12 protein-coding genes are annotated in these 15,719 nt (G+C 62.4%); 1 reads left to right on the top strand and 11 read right to left on the bottom strand.

The genetic code is table 11. The features are described from left to right. Positions 1–831, top strand: coding sequence for an anti-sigma factor family protein (locus EC86_RS0106340; protein ID WP_029524828.1), 831 nt, complete (start codon positions 1–3; stop codon positions 829–831). A gap of 22 nt (positions 832–853) precedes the next feature. Here the strand turns inward: EC86_RS0106340 and EC86_RS0106335 are convergent, their stop codons facing one another. From EC86_RS0106335 to EC86_RS0106285, 11 genes are all read right to left on the bottom strand, one after another. Continuing rightward, positions 854–1,987 carry an enoyl-CoA hydratase/isomerase family protein gene (locus EC86_RS0106335; RefSeq protein WP_051675755.1) on the bottom strand — a complete coding sequence of 378 codons (1,134 nt, stop codon included), beginning with the start codon at positions 1,985–1,987 and terminating at the stop codon, positions 854–856. After that, positions 1,950–2,861 (bottom strand): DMT family transporter, encoded by a 912-nt coding sequence (locus EC86_RS0106330; protein WP_036771910.1) that lies wholly within the window; start codon positions 2,859–2,861, stop codon positions 1,950–1,952. Before EC86_RS0106330 ends, EC86_RS0106335 begins: the two co-directional genes overlap by 38 nt. 188 nt (positions 2,862–3,049) lie before the next feature. Next, positions 3,050–4,873: a translational GTPase TypA gene (typA, locus tag EC86_RS0106325; protein WP_029524825.1), complete on the bottom strand. Its 1,824-nt coding sequence runs from the start codon at positions 4,871–4,873 to the stop codon at positions 3,050–3,052. A 35-nt stretch (positions 4,874–4,908) separates the two neighbouring features. Next, positions 4,909–5,958: a tRNA pseudouridine(55) synthase TruB gene (truB, locus tag EC86_RS0106320; protein ID WP_029524824.1), complete on the bottom strand. Its 1,050-nt coding sequence runs from the start codon at positions 5,956–5,958 to the stop codon at positions 4,909–4,911. An 87-nt stretch (positions 5,959–6,045) separates the two neighbouring features. Beyond that, a complete protein-coding gene (gene rbfA / locus EC86_RS0106315) occupies positions 6,046–6,411 on the bottom strand; it encodes a 30S ribosome-binding factor RbfA (protein ID WP_029524823.1) in 366 nt (121 codons plus the stop codon). A 77-nt stretch (positions 6,412–6,488) separates the two neighbouring features. After that, the gene (gene infB, locus EC86_RS0106310) at positions 6,489–9,482 is read right to left on the bottom strand and encodes a translation initiation factor IF-2 (protein ID WP_029524822.1); all 2,994 of its coding nucleotides are present in this window, start codon (positions 9,480–9,482) and stop codon (positions 6,489–6,491) included. A 29-nt stretch (positions 9,483–9,511) separates the two neighbouring features. Beyond that, the gene (nusA, locus tag EC86_RS0106305) at positions 9,512–11,032 is read right to left on the bottom strand and encodes a transcription termination factor NusA (protein ID WP_029524821.1); all 1,521 of its coding nucleotides are present in this window, start codon (positions 11,030–11,032) and stop codon (positions 9,512–9,514) included. A 22-nt stretch (positions 11,033–11,054) separates the two neighbouring features. Further along, positions 11,055–11,663, bottom strand: coding sequence for a ribosome maturation factor RimP (rimP, locus tag EC86_RS0106300; RefSeq protein WP_029524820.1), 609 nt, complete (start codon positions 11,661–11,663; stop codon positions 11,055–11,057). A gap of 203 nt (positions 11,664–11,866) precedes the next feature. After that, complete coding sequence (locus tag EC86_RS0106295) at positions 11,867–13,555, bottom strand: ABC transporter ATP-binding protein (RefSeq protein WP_232229817.1); 1,689 nt, start codon at positions 13,553–13,555, stop codon at positions 11,867–11,869. After that, entirely contained in the window at positions 13,552–14,613 is a 1,062-nt protein-coding gene (locus EC86_RS0106290) for an ABC transporter permease (RefSeq protein ID WP_051676125.1), read from the bottom strand. Before EC86_RS0106290 ends, EC86_RS0106295 begins: the two co-directional genes overlap by 4 nt. Positions 14,614–14,680: 67 nt before the next feature. After that, positions 14,681–15,715, bottom strand: a complete 1,035-nt coding sequence (locus EC86_RS0106285; RefSeq protein WP_029524817.1) for a microcin C ABC transporter permease YejB — start codon at positions 15,713–15,715, stop codon at positions 14,681–14,683. Positions 15,716–15,719: the final 4 nt, after the last annotated feature.

The raw sequence follows: 15,719 nt of genomic DNA, 5'->3' as shown, positions 1-15,719 counted from the left end.
ATGGCTAAAGCCCACGCTGAAATGCTGCAAGACCAGATCAATGCGCTGGTCGATGGCCAGTTGCCCGACCACCAACAGGCCGAGGCCATGCAACGGCTGGCAAGCAATCCGGCCGCGCTTGAGACGCTACGGTCCTGGCAGGCGCAGCGCGAGGCACTGCGCGCACTGCATGCCCCCGTGCTGGAAGAACCGTTTCCCGAATCGCTGCTGGCGGCAGCCCGCCGCAGCCACACCAGCCGGCTGCATGTCACACCATGGTGGCGCTGGGGCGGCATGGCGGCGGCGATGGTGCTGGCGTTTGGCTTGGGCTGGCTGTTTCATGGACAGATGGACCCGCGGGGCACGCCTCCCCTGGCATCAGTCCAAAGGCAGTCGGCGCAGGATTTCATGCGCCAGGCTTCGGTGGCCCATGCAGTGTTTTCGCCCGAGGTCCGGCATCCGGTGGAAGTGACTGCCGCGCAGCAGGAGCACCTGGTGCAGTGGCTGTCCAAACGCCTCGGCAAACCCCTGAAGGTGCCGTTGCTGGCCGCGCAAGGCTATGAACTGGTGGGCGGCCGGCTGCTGCCCGGCGACAGCCGCGCCCGTGCACAATTCATGTTCCAGAACCCGGCAGGCTCGCGCGTGACGCTTTATCTGGGCGCGCTCAATGACCCTGCACCGGGCGCAGTGGCACAGAAGAACGACACCGCCCAGACAGCTTTCCGCTACAGCGCGGACGGTCCGGTGTCCTCCTTTTATTGGGTCGATCAGGATTTTGGCTACGCACTGAGCGGCACCCTGCCGCGCGAGGAGCTGATGCGACTGGCGCAGCTGGTTTACCAGCAGCTTTGAGCGCGTCAAAAGCGGTGAATGCCTACAGGTCGTGCAACGGGTGTTCTTCTGCAGTCCACGGGCTGACGAAAAAAGCATCCGCCATGCCGGGCTTCACGTCCTCGATGCGCGCGGGCTTCCATTGCGGCTTGTAGTCCTTGTCCACCGCCAGCGCGCGAATACCCTCGACGGTTTCACTTTCCGCAGCTAGCCGCAGGTGAAAGCACAGGTGCACCATGTCACGCTCCATGCGCAGGTCATCGGCCAGCGTCATGCCTCGGGCGCGGCGAATCTGCTCCAGCGTCACATGCAGCATCAGCGGCGATCTCTTGCGCAGCACCACCGCCATCTTGGCCGCCCAGCGGTCGTCCTTGGCCTTTTCAAGGGCATCGACGATGTGCTTGACACGCAGCAATGAAAAATAAGCATCAATCTGGCCTGTTGCGCAGGCGGGGCGTGTGCTGTCAGCTATGAATTTTGATGCAATCCATTGATCAGCCTCGGCTGCGGAAGTCCAGGGCGTGGCGCCCAGTTCCGCCCAGAGCGCCGGCAAGGCAGCCGCTTCCAGCCTGACATCGGCCAGCCCATAGGCAATCGCCTCGTCGGCACCAATCACTTCGCCGGTCAGCGCCAGGTATTCGCCCACATGGCCGGGGCAGCGGCTCAGGAAATAGCCGCCGCCCACGTCGGGGAACAGGCCTATATTCGTCTCGGGCATGGCCATCTTGGTGCGCTCGGTGACGATGCGCACCCGCGCGCCCTGGCTCAGGCCCATGCCGCCGCCCATCACCACGCCGTCCATGAAGGCGATATAGGGCTTGGGATAGGTCTGGATCAGGTGGTTGAGGGTGTATTCCTCGGTGAAGAATTCGTCCAGCGCGGCATCGCCGGCCAGCGCTGCCTGGTGAAAAAACCGGATGTCGCCGCCGGCGCAAAATCCGCCGAACAGGCTCTCAGGCGTTCCGGGGCGGCCCATCTTGTTGGTGCCGCGAATTGCCACCACACGCACCTCCGGGTCGTCACGCCAGGCGCGCAGGATGGCGAGCAGCTCGCGCACCATGGGCAACGACAGGGCATTGAGCGCCTTGGGCCGGTTCAGCGTGATCAGCCCGGAATGGCCCCGGCGCTCGGCCAGCACGTCACCGGCCGCATCGGCTTTCATCATTTCTGTTGTCATGTTTCTTTAGTCTCCATCCAATCAATTCATTCACCACCAGCGCGCCAATGACCAGCGAACCGCCGGTCAGCACGCTGGAACCGGGCACCTCGCCGGCACCCATCCAGGCCAGCAGGATGCCGAAAATCACTTCCAGCAAAGCCAGCAGCGCCACCTCGGGCGCCTTGAGCACGCCGGCGCACAACACCGCCAGCACGCACGGAATCGCCAGCTGGAACAGGCCGAGCCCGGCCAGCAGGCCGATGTCGTGCGGCGTTGCCGAAAAGGGAAACGCCAGCGGCAAGGTGGCCAGCGACGACAGCGCCGCCCCGATCAGCACCGCAGGCACCAGGTCGATCTTCTGGCCATGGGCACCGCCATGCTGCACCACCGTCCAGTTGATGGCGCCCGCCACCGGCACCATCAACGCCACCAGCGTACCGGCCAACTGGCTGCCCAGGTCCATCTGGCCGCCATACATCCAGGCAATGCCAACGCTGGCCAACGCAATCGCCACCCAGGTGCGCGCAGGAATCCGGTGGCCGATGAAAACCCACGCCATCAGGGCCGTGATGAAGGGACCGAGCGCCAGCGTCACCAGCACATTGGCCACAGTGGTCAGCGTCAGCGCCACCATGAAGGCGGTGAACATCACGCTCCAGCAAACGCCCGACAACCACAGCGCCTTGCCGCCATGGCGGATTTTCGAGAAAACCGCCCGCCCCTGGAAAAAAGGCAGGATCACCAGCAGCGACGCCAGCGTGAAAAAGCTGCGCCAAAAGGTCACCTCAAAGCTGCGTGCTGCCTCCAGCTGGCGCGTCACCACGCCGGCCATCGACCACAACAGCGTCACCAGAACCATCACAGCCACCGCGCGGGCATGCGTCAACTTCATGAGGACACCTGTGCAAACGATAAAAAAGCCGCTGGCGCTTTTTGCGCGCAACGGCCTGATTTTTAACTGCGCTCAGGCCCGCCCCGCCTCCACCAGCAGGGGCCGCGGATCTGGCTTTGCCAGGCCGCAGGCGCAGCGCCCCCTCGGGGGGCAGCGAACCACACGAAGTGGGGAGCGTGGGGGCTTGTTCAGCGGCCGAAGCGCTTGCGCTCGCTTTCGGTCAGGTAGCGCTTGCGCAAGCGAATCGACTTGGGCGTGATTTCGACCAGCTCGTCGTCCTCGATGAACTCGACGCCGTATTCCAGCGTGCATTCGATCGGCGGCGTAATCTTGATCGCGTCTTCCTTGCCGGACACGCGGAAGTTGGTCAGCTGCTTGGTGCGCGTGGCGTTGACCACCAGGTCGTTGTCGCGGCTGTGGATGCCGACGATCATGCCTTCGTACACCGGATCGTTCGCCTTGACGAACATGCGGCCGCGGTCGTCGAGCTTGCCCAAGGCGTAGGTGAAGATTTCACCGGCGTCCATGGAAATCAGCACGCCGTTCTTGCGGCCGCCGATGTCGCCCTTGTGCGGCTCGTAGCAGTCGAAGATGTTGGCGATCAGGCCGGAGCCGCGCGTCAAATTCAGGAATTCATTGGTGAAACCGATCAGGCCACGCGCCGGAATGCGGTATTCGAGGCGCACGCGGCCACGGCCGTCCGGCTCCATGTTGACCAGCTCGCCCTTGCGCTCGCCCAGCGCCTGCATCACGCCGCCCTGGTGCTGCTCTTCGATGTCGGCGGTTACCAGCTCGATCGGCTCGTGCTTGACGCCGTCCACATCCTTGAGCAGCACGCGCGGCTTGGAAACAGCCATCTCGAAGCCTTCGCGGCGCATGTTTTCCAGCAGGATGGTGAGGTGCAACTCGCCACGGCCCATGACTTCGAAAATGCCTTCTTCACCGGTTTCATTGACGCGCAGCGCCACGTTGTGCTGCAGTTCCTTTTGCAGGCGGTCCCAGATCTGGCGGCTGGTGACGTACTTGCCTTCACGGCCGGCCAGCGGGCTGGTGTTGACGCAGAAGTTCATGGTCAGCGTCGGTTCATCGACCTTGAGCATCGGCAGCGGCATCGGATTGGCCGGGTCGGTGATGGTCACGCCAATGCCGATGTCGGTCAGGCCGTTGATCAGCACGATTTCGCCGGGGCCGGCTTCGGTGGCCTGCACGCGCTCCAGGCCCTGGAAGGTCAGCACCTGGTTGATGCGGCCCTTGACGGCCTTGCCGTCCGGGCCTTCCATCACGACCACGTCCATCATGGGGCGGATCGTTCCCTGGCTGATGCGGCCCACGCCGATGCGGCCGACAAAAGTCGAAAAGTCGAGCGCGGAAATCTGCAGCTGCAGTGGCGCGTCAGGATCGCCTTTCTGGGCAGGCACATGCTTGAGCACGGTGTTGAACAGGGCCGACATGTCGGGACCCCACTGCTCGCCTTGCGCGCCTTCTTCCATCGAAGACCAGCCGTTGATGCCCGAGGCATAGACCACCGGGAAATCGAGCTGTTCATCGGTCGCGCCGAGCTTGTCGAACAGGTCGAACGTGGCGTTGATCACCTTGTCGGGATTGGAGCCCGGCTTGTCCACCTTGTTCACAACCACGATAGGCTTGAGGCCCAGGGCCAGCGCCTTCTTGGTGACGAAGCGGGTCTGGGGCATGGGGCCTTCCTGCGCGTCGATCAGCAGCACGACACCGTCAACCATGGACAGGGCGCGCTCGACTTCACCGCCGAAGTCGGCGTGGCCCGGGGTATCGACGATGTTGATGTGCGTGCCTTCCCAGGTCACGGCGCAGTTCTTGGCCAGGATGGTGATGCCGCGCTCTTTTTCGATGGCATTGTTGTCCATCACGGTGTCAACGACCTTTTCGTGGTCGGCAAAGGTGCCGGACTGGCGCAGCAACTGGTCAACCATGGTGGTCTTACCATGGTCAACGTGGGCAATGATGGCGATGTTACGGATCTGTTTATGACTCATGGTGGACTTTCTGGGGACTTGAAACGGTAATTGGATTAATGTTGAAAAAAGCCGGCTTCCGTGGGTTCGGAGGCTGCGGCCGTGGAAACTGGCGATAAAACTTCAATAGCATCTGTTGTGCGCCGGGCCGATTCCAGGATGTCCTGGACTTCAACCGGGCTCAGCAGGCGCTGGGGAATCAACTCGTCCGCGCAGATATGGGCAGAACCCAGAAATGCAGCAGGCTCGCTGCCATAAACCTGCACCAGCGGCGCATCGGCGCCCCACTGGCCCCGGCGGCGCAGGCCGCTCAGGAAACGTCCGGCATTATCGGCGTCCAGTGTGACAGTCGGGTAAGCCGCCACCAGCGATTGAGGCGGCAACAGGCAGGCGTCGCGCCCGGTTTCGGTCATCGCCTCCAGCGCGGCCAGTGTCACGCATTGGCTAGCGACAAAACCACCGGTCTCGATCCGGCGCAGCGAACCCAGGTGCGCGCCACAGCCCAGGGCTTCGCCGATGTCTTCGCCGAGCGTGCGAATGTACGTTCCCTTGCTGCAGCTTACTATTATTTTAATAGCTGCTTGCGCCCGTGGGTCGTGCGCAAACGCCATATTTAGCTTGAAAATCGTGATGTGGCGCGCTTCCCGCTCGACCTCGATGCCCTTGCGGGCATATTCATACAGCGCCTTGCCGTCCTTCTTCAGCGCTGAGTACATCGGCGGCACCTGCGCCAGCGGGCCGGTGAAGCGCCGGGTGATGGCTTCGAGCAGTTCGGGCGTGATCTCGGGCACCGGCCGGGTCTCGATCACTTCGCCTTCGGCATCGGCCGTGCTGGTCTTCTGGCCCAGCAGCAGCACCGCTTCATAAGTCTTGTCGGCATCCAGCTGCAGTTGGCTGAACTTGGTGGCCGCGCCAAAGCACAGCGGCAACACCCCCGTAGCCAGCGGATCAAGCGTTCCGGTATGACCGGCCTTGTCGGCGCGCAGCAGCCATTTGGCTTTCTGCAGTGCCTGGTTGCTCGACAGGCCCAGCGGCTTGTCGAGCAGCAGCACGCCGTGAACGGGACGTCGCTGGATTTTCTGGCGGGGAGAAGTTGTTTGCGTCATAAGCTTTGACAGGCTCGGCGTCCGGGCTGGCCCGAACGCCCGGTGGCACCGTTGCCCCCGAACCTGTCAAAGGGGAACGGCGCGAAGTTAGTCCTGGGCGCGGGAAGATACCGCCTTGGCAATCAAGGCGTTCAGGTCGGCCGCACGTTCGGTCGTCTGGTCAAAATGGAAATGCAGCGTCGGCACCGTGTGCGTCATCAGACGCTTGAACAGGCCGTTGCGCAGGAAGCCGGCGGCCTGGTTGAGGGCAATTTCGCACTCTTTCGGGTCGCCGACCAGCACGCTGAAATAAATCTTGGCATGGGCATAGTCGGGCGTAACCTCGACCGACTGGACCGTCACCATGCCGACGCGCGGGTCTTTCAACTCGCGCGCGATCAGTTCCGTCAGATCGCGCTGGATCTGGTCGGCCACGCGAAAGCTGCGGTTGGGAGTAGATGATTTTTTACGCATGTATTGGGGTCTGAAGTTGCAGTCCTTGTCTGGAGCAGGCCATTCGCCAACCCGAAGGCTGGCGAATGGCCATGTGCTTACAAAGTCCGGGCCACTTCCTTGATTTCGAAGAACTCCAGGATGTCACCGACTTCGATGTCGTTGTAGTTCTTCAGGTTCAAGCCGCACTCGAAGCCTTCCTTGACTTCCTTGGCATCGTCCTTGAAGCGCTTGAGCGAGTCGAGTTCACCCGTGAAGATGACCACGTTCTGGCGCAGCAAGCGCAGCTTGGCGGTGCGGCGAACCACACCGGCGGTGACCATACAGCCGGCAATCGAGCCGATCTTGCTGACCTTGAACACCTGGCGAATCTCGGCATTGCCGATGATTTCTTCCTTCTTGTCGGGCGTGAGCATGCCGGACATGGCGGCCTTGAGTTCGTCCACCGCGTCATAAATGATCTGGTAGTAGCGAATGTCAATGCCGTTGTTCTCGGCCTGCTTGCGCGCCTGGGCATCGGCACGGGTGTTGAAGCCAATCAGCACCGCCTTCGAGGCGATGGCCAGGTTCACGTCAGATTCGGAAATACCGCCAACACCCGAGTACACCAGCTGGACCTTGACCTCGTCGGTCGAGAGCTTGAGCAGCGACTGGGCCAGCGCTTCCTGCGAACCCTGCACATCGGCCTTGATGATGATGGGCAGAAGCTTGACTTCGCCGGCGTTGATGTCGGAGAACATGTTCTCCAGCTTGGACGCCTGCTGCTTGGCCAGCTTGGTGTTGCGGAACTTGCCGGCACGGTAGGTGGCGATTTCGCGGACACGGCGTTCGTCGGTCATGACCATGAAATCATCGCCGGCTTGCGGCACTTCCGTCAGGCCCTGGATTTCGACCGGAATCGAAGGACCAGCGGTCTTGATCGGCTTGCCGTTTTCGTCGAGCATGGCGCGCACGCGGCCATAGGTCGAACCGGCCAGCACCACGTCGCCGGCCTTCAGCGTACCGGACTGGACCAGCACGGTGGCGACCGGGCCGCGGCCCTTGTCGAGGCGCGCCTCGATCACCAGGCCCTTGGCCAGGGAATCGACCGATGCCTTCAGTTCAAGCACTTCGGCCTGCAGCAGCACCTGCTCCAGCAGGTTGTCGATGCCTGCGCCGGTATGGGCGGAGACGGGCACGAACGGTGAATCGCCGCCGAACTCTTCGGGCACCACGCCCTCGGTGACCAGTTCGCCCTTGACGCGCTCCAGGTTGATGCCGGGCTTGTCGATCTTGTTGATCGCCACGACGATCGGAACACCTGCGGCACGGGCGTGCTTGATGGCTTCCTTGGTCTGCGGCATCACGCCGTCGTCCGCCGCGACCACCAGGATCACGATGTCGGTGGCCTGCGCGCCACGGGCACGCATGGCGGTGAACGCCTCGTGGCCCGGGGTGTCGAGGAAGGACACCATGCCGCGCGGGGTTTGAACATGGTAGGCGCCGATGTGCTGGGTGATGCCACCGGCTTCACCGGAGGCCACCTTGGCGCGGCGGATGTAGTCGAGCAGCGAGGTCTTGCCATGGTCAACGTGACCCATGACGGTGACCACCGGTGCGCGCGGCAGTGCTTCAGCCTGCTGGCCCTGCACGTCGTCATCGGTGAAGGCTTCCGGATCGTCCAGCGCGGCAGTGAGTGCCTTGTGGCCCATTTCTTCCACCACGATCATGGCGGTGTCCTGGTCCAGCGGCTGGTTGATGGTGACCATCTGGCCGAGCTTCATCAAATGCTTGATGACTTCGGACGACTTCACACTCATCTTGTGCGCCAGTTCGCCCACCGTGATGGTTTCGGGCACATGGACCTCGATCACCTTGAATTCGGTCGGTGCGACAAAGTTCGATTCCGGACGCACGTCGCGTCCGCCGCTGCGGCGGCCACGCGGGCCGGCGCGGAAATTGCCGCGTCCGGGAACCACCGGAGCGCCACGGCTCGGGATGCCTTTTTTCTTGGCCGCGTCGTCTTTCCAGGTCGAAGACAGGTTTTCGGACTTGACTTCCTTCTTGCCGGCGGCACCAGGCGCAGCAGATGCGCCAGCGGCGCCCGGAGCCGCAGGTTTGGCGGCGCCTGGAGCGACGACCGGTTTGTGCAGCGTTCCCTTCATGGCGACCTTGGGGTCGACGTGGGGAACCAGGACACGCTTGGGCGCGGACAGCATGGCGCGAATGCCGGCGGCTTCTGCCTCGGCCTTGCGGCGGCGTTCCTGAAGGTCAACGGCCTTGGCCGCATCCGCCTGGAATTCAGCGGTTGCCTTGGCTTTGGCAGCAGCCTGCAGGGTTGCGGCTTCTGCGGCCTTGGCGCTGGCGGCCTCGGCGGCCTTGCTGGTTTTTTCTGCTGCGGCAGTGTCCACGATCTTTTGTGCTTCCACGGTAACAGTTGCAGCCACCGGAGCAACAATGGGCGCCGGTTTGAAGATTTTGCCAATGGTGGGCTTGGGCTTTTTCGCAGCCTCGGCAGCTGCCGCAGCGGCCTGGGCAGCCGCTTGCGCCTGAGCCTGGGCTTGCACCTCGGCTTCAGCTTTCTGGGCAGCGGCTTCGCGCGCCTGCTCGCGTGCCGCTTCCTGCGCTGCCTGCTCGTCGCGCAAACGGCGCTTTTCCGTCAGTTCTTCTTCCTGGCGGCGCAGCAGCTCGGCATTGCGGTTGGCCTCGTCTTCACGGCGGACCAGTTCGGCGTCTGCAGCGGCCTGCACCTGCGGAGCAGCCATGGCCGCATCCAGTTGGTTTTCTTCAACCGGCAGATCCGTTTCATCTTCGCGCCTGATGAAGGTGCGCTTCTTGATGGTCTGGACGGGAATGGTGCGGGCCTTGCCCGAGGAATCAGCCTGCTTTATTTCAGAAGTGGACTTCTTCATCAAGGTGATCTTTTTCCGGTCGGCCGCGACAGTGCCATGGCTGGCATGCAGATAGCCGAGCAGCTTTTGCTTGTCGGATTCCGACAAGGGATCGCTGGCCTGCGACTTTGCAACGCCTGCGCTGGTCAATTGCTCGATCAAGGTGGCGGGGGATTTATTCAACTCAGCTGCGAATTCAGCGACGGTAGTGGTACTGGACATATTTGGTTTTCCTGACTGGCCTCCATGATTCAATGCTCTTGCGCTGCTGCAGGTGCAGCAGCATCGCCAGCGTCATCGGTAAACCAATGGGCGCGTGCAGTCATGATCAGGGCTTTGGCCTCGTCCGCAGACTGGCCGGTTATATCGGTAAGCTCATCCACGGCCAGATCGGCCAGGTCGTCACGGGTGGCAACACCCGCGGCAAGCAACTTTTCAATCAGCTCGGGGGTGAGGCCGGCAACGTCGCGCAGATTCTGCGAAACACCGCCGGCATTTTCTTCCAGGGCGATTTCCATGGTCAGGAGAGCGTCTTTGGCGCGTGTGCGCAGTTCATTGACGGTGTCTTCGTCGAAGGACTCGATTTCCAGCATTTCCTGCAGCGGCACGTAGGCCACTTCTTCCAGGCTGGTGAAGCCTTCGGAGATCAGGATGTCGGCGATTTCCTCGTCCACGTCGAGCTTGGCCATGAACAGCTTGCGGCTGCTGTCGGTTTCGCTGGCCTGCTTCTGGGCCGACTCGTTGGCATCCATGATGTTGATCTTCCAGCCGGTCAGCTCGGACGCCAGGCGCACGTTCTGGCCGCCACGGCCGATGGCGATGGCAAGGTTTTCCTCGTCCACCACCACATCCATGGCATGGCGCTCTTCATCGACCACGATCGACGACACGTTGGCAGGCGCCAGCGCGCCAATCACGAACTGGGCCGGGTCTTCGCTCCACAGCACGATATCGACACGCTCGCCGGCCAGCTCGTTGGTCACGCCGTTGACACGGGTGCCACGAACGCCAACGCAGGTGCCGATCGGGTCGACGCGCTTGTCATGCGACAGCACGGCGATCTTGGCGCGAGAGCCGGGGTCGCGGGCGCAGGTCTTGATCTCCAGCAGGCCCTGCTCGATCTCGGGCACTTCCTGGCGGAACAGCTCGATCATGTATTCGGGCGAGGTCCGTGACAGGATGATGGGCGCACCACGCAGCGTGGTGTCCACTTCCATGATCATGGCGCGAACCCGGTCGCCGGTGCGCAGGTTTTCCTTCGGAATCATGTCGCTGCGGCGCAGGCGGCCTTCCACCCGGCCGGACTCGACGATCAGGTCGCCCTTGTCCATGCGCTTGACGGTGCCGACAAAAATCTTGTCGCCGCGCGACATGAAGTCGTTGAGCAGCATTTCACGCTCGGCATCGCGGATTTTTTGCAAGATGACCTGCTTGGCCGCCTGCGCGCCAATGCGGCCAATCGGCAGGCTTTCGACCGGCTTCTCGATGTAGTCACCCTCTTCGATGTCGGGAATTTCGTCGCGCGCATCGGTCACCAGTTCTTCGGCTTCGGGGTTTTGCAGGCCGGCTTCATCCGCCACCACCAGCCAGCGGCGGAAGGTTTCGTAATTGCCGCTGTCACGGTCCACCGCGACACGGATGTCCACGCCGTCCGCATAAACCTTCTTGGTCGCCGATGCGAGCGCAAGCTCGACAGCGCCGAATACAACGTCGCGCTCAACGTTTTTTTCACGCGAGATGGCATCAACCAGCATCAACAGTTCGCGATTCATTTCACAAGCCTGCCTTTCTAAATTATGTTTCTATGGATGTATCGGCAACAGATTTGGGTCTGCGGCCCTTGAAATCAACAACGGGCGCCAAACGCGCCTGTTGGATTTCATCCAGCGTGAACCCCAGCGCCTGCAGCGGCGCGGGAATTCTTTTCTTGCTAACCTTCTGCCCAGGCTTGACAGCAGGCTCGTCGCTCCAGACGATTTGCCATCCCGGCTGGCCTTCAACAGGCTCGGCCCGTTCCAGCGTTCCACGGAATTTCTTGCGGCTGGCCGAAATGGTCGAACCCGCGCTGGCGGCCACGCCAATCGGCGCCTTGAGGGTGATGTCAATCAACTCACCCACGAAGCGCTCAAAATCTTTTTCATTGCGCAACGGCCGGTCGATGCCGGGGGAACTGACTTCCAAGCGCGAGTACTCGGCGCCTTCGACTTCAAGCACGAACTGCAGCTGGCGTGTCACCTTCTCGCAGTCTTCGGCATTGATGAACTGCACGGCGTCAGCCGGTGTTCCGGCAAGGTAGGGCATGTCGATCGTGACACGCAGCAGGCCGCCGCTGGTTCGCTCGATCTCGACCAGCTCGTAGCCCAGCCCCGTTACCGTTTGCTCAATCGTCTCTTGCAAAGCCATTCAGTCTTTCGTTCCTTTTAGCGATTCGCCAACTGCTCATTTGCCCTGTGCAAAAACAAACGCCCAAAAAAAATGGGCGGTAAAAACCCGCCCATTTGGTCGTGTGAAGCGCGTATTCTAGCGCAAGGGACGCCATGACGCAACCATTTTTGTGCAGGTTTAGCCTTCAAGGCCCTGCAAATTCACTCATTGCGGGCCATGACTCAACCCTGCGCGACCAGGATTTTCGTGTAGGCATGCTGCGGCGCATCAAGCACCGACTGCACAGGGCCCGATTCGACGATTTCGCCGTCTTTCATCACCATGACTTCGTGGGCCATGGCGCGAATCACGTCGATGTCGTGCGTGATCAAAAGATAGCTCAGGCCGCGCTCCCGCTGCAGCCGCTGCAGCAGCCCGAGCACCTGCTTTTGAATCGTCACATCGAGCGCGCTCGTCGGTTCATCGAGCACCAGCAGGCTGGGATTGACGATCAGCACCCGGGCAACGGCCAGGCGCTGGCGCTGCCCGCCCGAGAATTCATGCGGATAGCGCCGCAGCAACCCCGGAAACTGCGCTTCGCCCATGCCCACATCGGCCAGCGATTGTTCGACGCGCGCTCTTCTTTCACTTGGGCTCAGCAACGGCTCGTGGACCAGAAGGCCTTCTTCCACAATCGCCTCGACCGTCATGCGCGGCGACAGCGAGGAAAACGGGTCCTGGAACACCACCTGGACCACCTTGCGGATGGCCTTGTTGCCAGCGGCTTGCCGGCTCCACGACTGCCCCGCCGCCTGCAGCTGCCCGGAGAACTTCAGCAGCCCCAGGCTGGCCAGCGCCAGCGTGGACTTGCCCGAGCCCGACTCGCCCACGATGCCCAGCGTTCTTCCCGCCGCAATGGCAAAGCTCGCATCCTTGACGGCGACAAACTCACCGCTTTTGAACCAGCCCCGCAAGCCTGGAACAGCCACCGGATAGGCAACGCGCAACTGGCTGGCCCGCATGACCGGCGGGAGTTGCCTGGCTTGCGGGTGGGCTTCATCGACATCCCGCACCGGTTTGCTGTCGATCAGCTTGCGCGTATAGGCATGCTGCGGCCGGGCAAACACATCGGCCACATTGCCCTGCTCGACAATATGGCCGTTCTCCATGACCGCTACCCGGTCGGCAAAGCGTCGCACCAGGTTCAGGTCGTGGGTGATCAAGAGCACGGCCATGCCGTTTCGCCGCTGCAAATCACCGAGCAGGTCCAGTATCTGGCCACGCAGCGTGACATCGAGCGCCGTGGTCGGCTCGTCAGCCAGCAGCAGCCTGGGGCGGCATGCCAGCGCCATGGCGATCATGGCGCGCTGGCGCTGGCCACCCGACAACTGATGCGGAAAGGCATTCGCCCGCCGCGCTGGTTCCGTGATCCCAGTGTCTGCTAGCAATTTAATAGCTGCTTGTGCTGATGCAGCCTGCGTAACACCCTCTTTTAGTTGTAAAACTTCGGAAATCTGGTCGCCCACGGTGAACAGCGGGTTCAACGCCGTCATCGGCTCCTGGAAAATCATGGCGATGTCCCGGCCGCGAATCCCCAGCAGCGCCCGCTCGGGCATGGACAACAAGTCGCCCCGGCCGCCGGGCGCTTCAAAAACCGCCTGCCCGCTGATCGCGGCATCCTGGACCAGTCGCAGCAGGCTGAGCGCCGTCACCGTCTTGCCCGATCCCGACTCGCCCACCAGCGCCAGCTTTTCTCCGGGTGCGATGGAAAAATCTATGCCGCGCACGACTTCCTTGCCGGCGAACGACACGCGCAGGTCTTTGACGTCAAGGAGCGGCGCAGATGAACGTTCCGCCGACAGGCCGCCCTGAGGCGGAACAGCCCCCACGGGGGGCAGCGAACCACACGAAGTGGGGAGCGTGGGGGTCATTCCTGCGCCTTTCTAGGGTCCAGTGCATCGCGCAGCGCGTCGCCCATGAAGGTCAGCAGCAGCAAGGTCACGACCAGCACGGCAAACGTGGACAGCGAAATCCACCAGGCGTCGATATTGGCCTTGCCCTGGCTCAGCAGTTCGCCCAGCGAAGGCGTTCCGGGCGGAACGCCCAGCCCCAGGAAATCGAGCGACGTCAGCGCCAGGATCGCCGCGCTCATGCGAAAAGGCAAAAAAGTCACCACGGGCGTCAGGCTGTTGGGCAAAATGTGCCGCCACATGATCTGCAGATTGCTCACGCCCAGTGCCCTCGCCGCCCGCACGTAGTCCATCTGGCGGTTGCGCAGGAACTCGGCGCGCACATAGTCCGACAACCCCATCCAGCCGAACAGGCTGAGCAGCACCAGCAGCAGCGCCACGCTGGGCGCAAAGATGGCGCTGAAAATGATCAGGAGGTACAGCTCGGGCATGGAACCCCAGATTTCCATGAAGCGCTGGCCGACCAGGTCGGTCTTGCCGCCCGCGTAGCCTTGAATCGCACCGGCGATCACGCCCATCACCACGCCGATGGCGGTCAGCGCCAGGCCAAACAGCACGCTGAGGCGAAAGCCGTAAATCAGCTGGGCCAGCAAATCACGCCCCCGGTCATCGGTGCCGAAGAGGTTGTCACGCGACGGGGCCGAAGGATTGGGTTCCCTGGCGAAGTAATTGATGGTGCGCGGCCCATAAGGATTGGGCGGGTAGATCGCCCAGTTGCCGCCCTGCGTCAGCTTGTCACGGATGAACGGGTCGAGGTAATCGGCCGGCGTGTCAAAGTCGCCATCGAAGGTTTTCTCCGAATAGTCCTTGACCAGCGGAAAGTACAACGTGCCCTGGTAGCGCACCACCAGCGGCTTGTCGTTGGACAGGACCTCGGCGAACAGGCTGAACACCACCAGCAGGCAAAACAGCACCAGGCTCCAGTAACCCAGCCGGTTGCGCCGAAAACGCTGCCAGGCCCTGCGGCCAGGACTCAGGCTCAGGGGCGCAGATGTGCGTTTGCCAGAGCCGGCGCGGATCGGGCTCTGCCCGTCTGCAGCGGGCGCTCCCTCGGGGGGGAGGCGGCCATCGGCCGCTTCGGGGGGGTCAATCAAACCGTACACGTGGGTCTACCCAGACATAGCAAAGATCGCTGACCAGCTTGGTCACCAGGCCGATCAGCGTGAACAGATAAAGGGTGCCCAGCACCACGGGGTAGTCGCGCCGGATCACGCTTTCATAGCTGAGCAGGCCCAGGCCGTCGAGCGAAAACAGGGTTTCGATCAACAGCGAGCCGGTGAAGAATGCGCCGATGAAGGCCGCCGGAAAGCCGGTGATGATGGGAATCAGGGCATTGCGAAACACATGCTTCCACAGCACCTGGCGCTCGGCTAAACCCTTCGCGCGGGCGGTCAGCACATACTGCTTGCGGATTTCCTCCAGGAACGAATTCTTGGTCAGCACCGCCGTCACGGCAAAGCTGCCCAGCACCATGGCCGTGACCGGCAGCGTGATGTGCCAGAGGTAATCGGTGATGCGGGCGCCCCAGCCCAGCGTTTCCCAGTTGGCCGAGGTCAGCCCGCGCAAGGGAAACCACTGCAATTGCCCGCCAAACACCACCAGCAGCGCCACGCCCAGCACAAAACCCGGAATCGCATAGCCGACCAGCACCACCAGCGTGGTGACAAAGTCAAAGCGCGACCCAGCCCTGACCGCCTTGGCCACGCCCAGCGGCACGGCAATCAGGTAGCTCAGAAAAAAAGTCCACAGCCCCAGGCTGACCGACACCGGCAGCTTTTCCTTGACCAGTTGCCAGACATCCTTGTGCTGGTAAAAGCTGTTGCCGAGGTCAAACCGGGCAAACCGGCCCAGCATCTGGATAAACCGCTCATGCACCGGCTTGTCAAAGCCATACAGCACCTTGATCTCCTCGATGCGCTCGGCATCAACGCCCTGCCGTCCCCGGTAGCCAGCTCCGGTGCTCGCAGCGCGCTCGCCGCCCGAATCACGGCCCTGCAGCTGGGCGACCATCTGCTCGACCGGCCCGCCCGGAACGAACTGCACCATGATGAAGGTCAGCAGCAGCACGCCGAACACGGTCGGAATCATCAGCAGCAGGCGCTTGAGGATGTAGCTGGCCATGGTC

It is taken from the genome of Polaromonas glacialis, assembly GCF_000709345.1.
GTDB classification, from domain to species: domain Bacteria; phylum Pseudomonadota; class Gammaproteobacteria; order Burkholderiales; family Burkholderiaceae_C; genus Polaromonas; species Polaromonas glacialis.
Note: the sequence above shows the minus strand (reverse complement) of the source record. Positions and strands in the feature narration are given on the sequence as shown.

Bases quoted from the DNA above. Each gene is read 5' to 3' on its own strand.
- EC86_RS0106340 (WP_029524828.1), top strand. From the start codon at position 1: ATGGCTAAAGCCCACGCTGAAATGCTGCAAGACCAGATCAATGCGCTG.
- EC86_RS0106335 (WP_051675755.1), bottom strand. From the start codon at position 1,987: ATGACAACAGAAATGATGAAAGCCGATGCGGCCGGTGACGTGCTGGCC.
- EC86_RS0106330 (WP_036771910.1), bottom strand. From the start codon at position 2,861: ATGAAGTTGACGCATGCCCGCGCGGTGGCTGTGATGGTTCTGGTGACG.
- typA (WP_029524825.1), bottom strand. From the start codon at position 4,873: ATGAGTCATAAACAGATCCGTAACATCGCCATCATTGCCCACGTTGAC.
- truB (WP_029524824.1), bottom strand. From the start codon at position 5,958: ATGACGCAAACAACTTCTCCCCGCCAGAAAATCCAGCGACGTCCCGTT.
- rbfA (WP_029524823.1), bottom strand. From the start codon at position 6,411: ATGCGTAAAAAATCATCTACTCCCAACCGCAGCTTTCGCGTGGCCGAC.
- infB (WP_029524822.1), bottom strand. From the start codon at position 9,482: ATGTCCAGTACCACTACCGTCGCTGAATTCGCAGCTGAGTTGAATAAA.
- nusA (WP_029524821.1), bottom strand. From the start codon at position 11,032: ATGAATCGCGAACTGTTGATGCTGGTTGATGCCATCTCGCGTGAAAAA.
- rimP (WP_029524820.1), bottom strand. From the start codon at position 11,663: ATGGCTTTGCAAGAGACGATTGAGCAAACGGTAACGGGGCTGGGCTAC.
- EC86_RS0106295 (WP_232229817.1), bottom strand. From the start codon at position 13,555: ATGACCCCCACGCTCCCCACTTCGTGTGGTTCGCTGCCCCCCGTGGGG.
- EC86_RS0106285 (WP_029524817.1), bottom strand. From the start codon at position 15,715: ATGGCCAGCTACATCCTCAAGCGCCTGCTGCTGATGATTCCGACCGTG.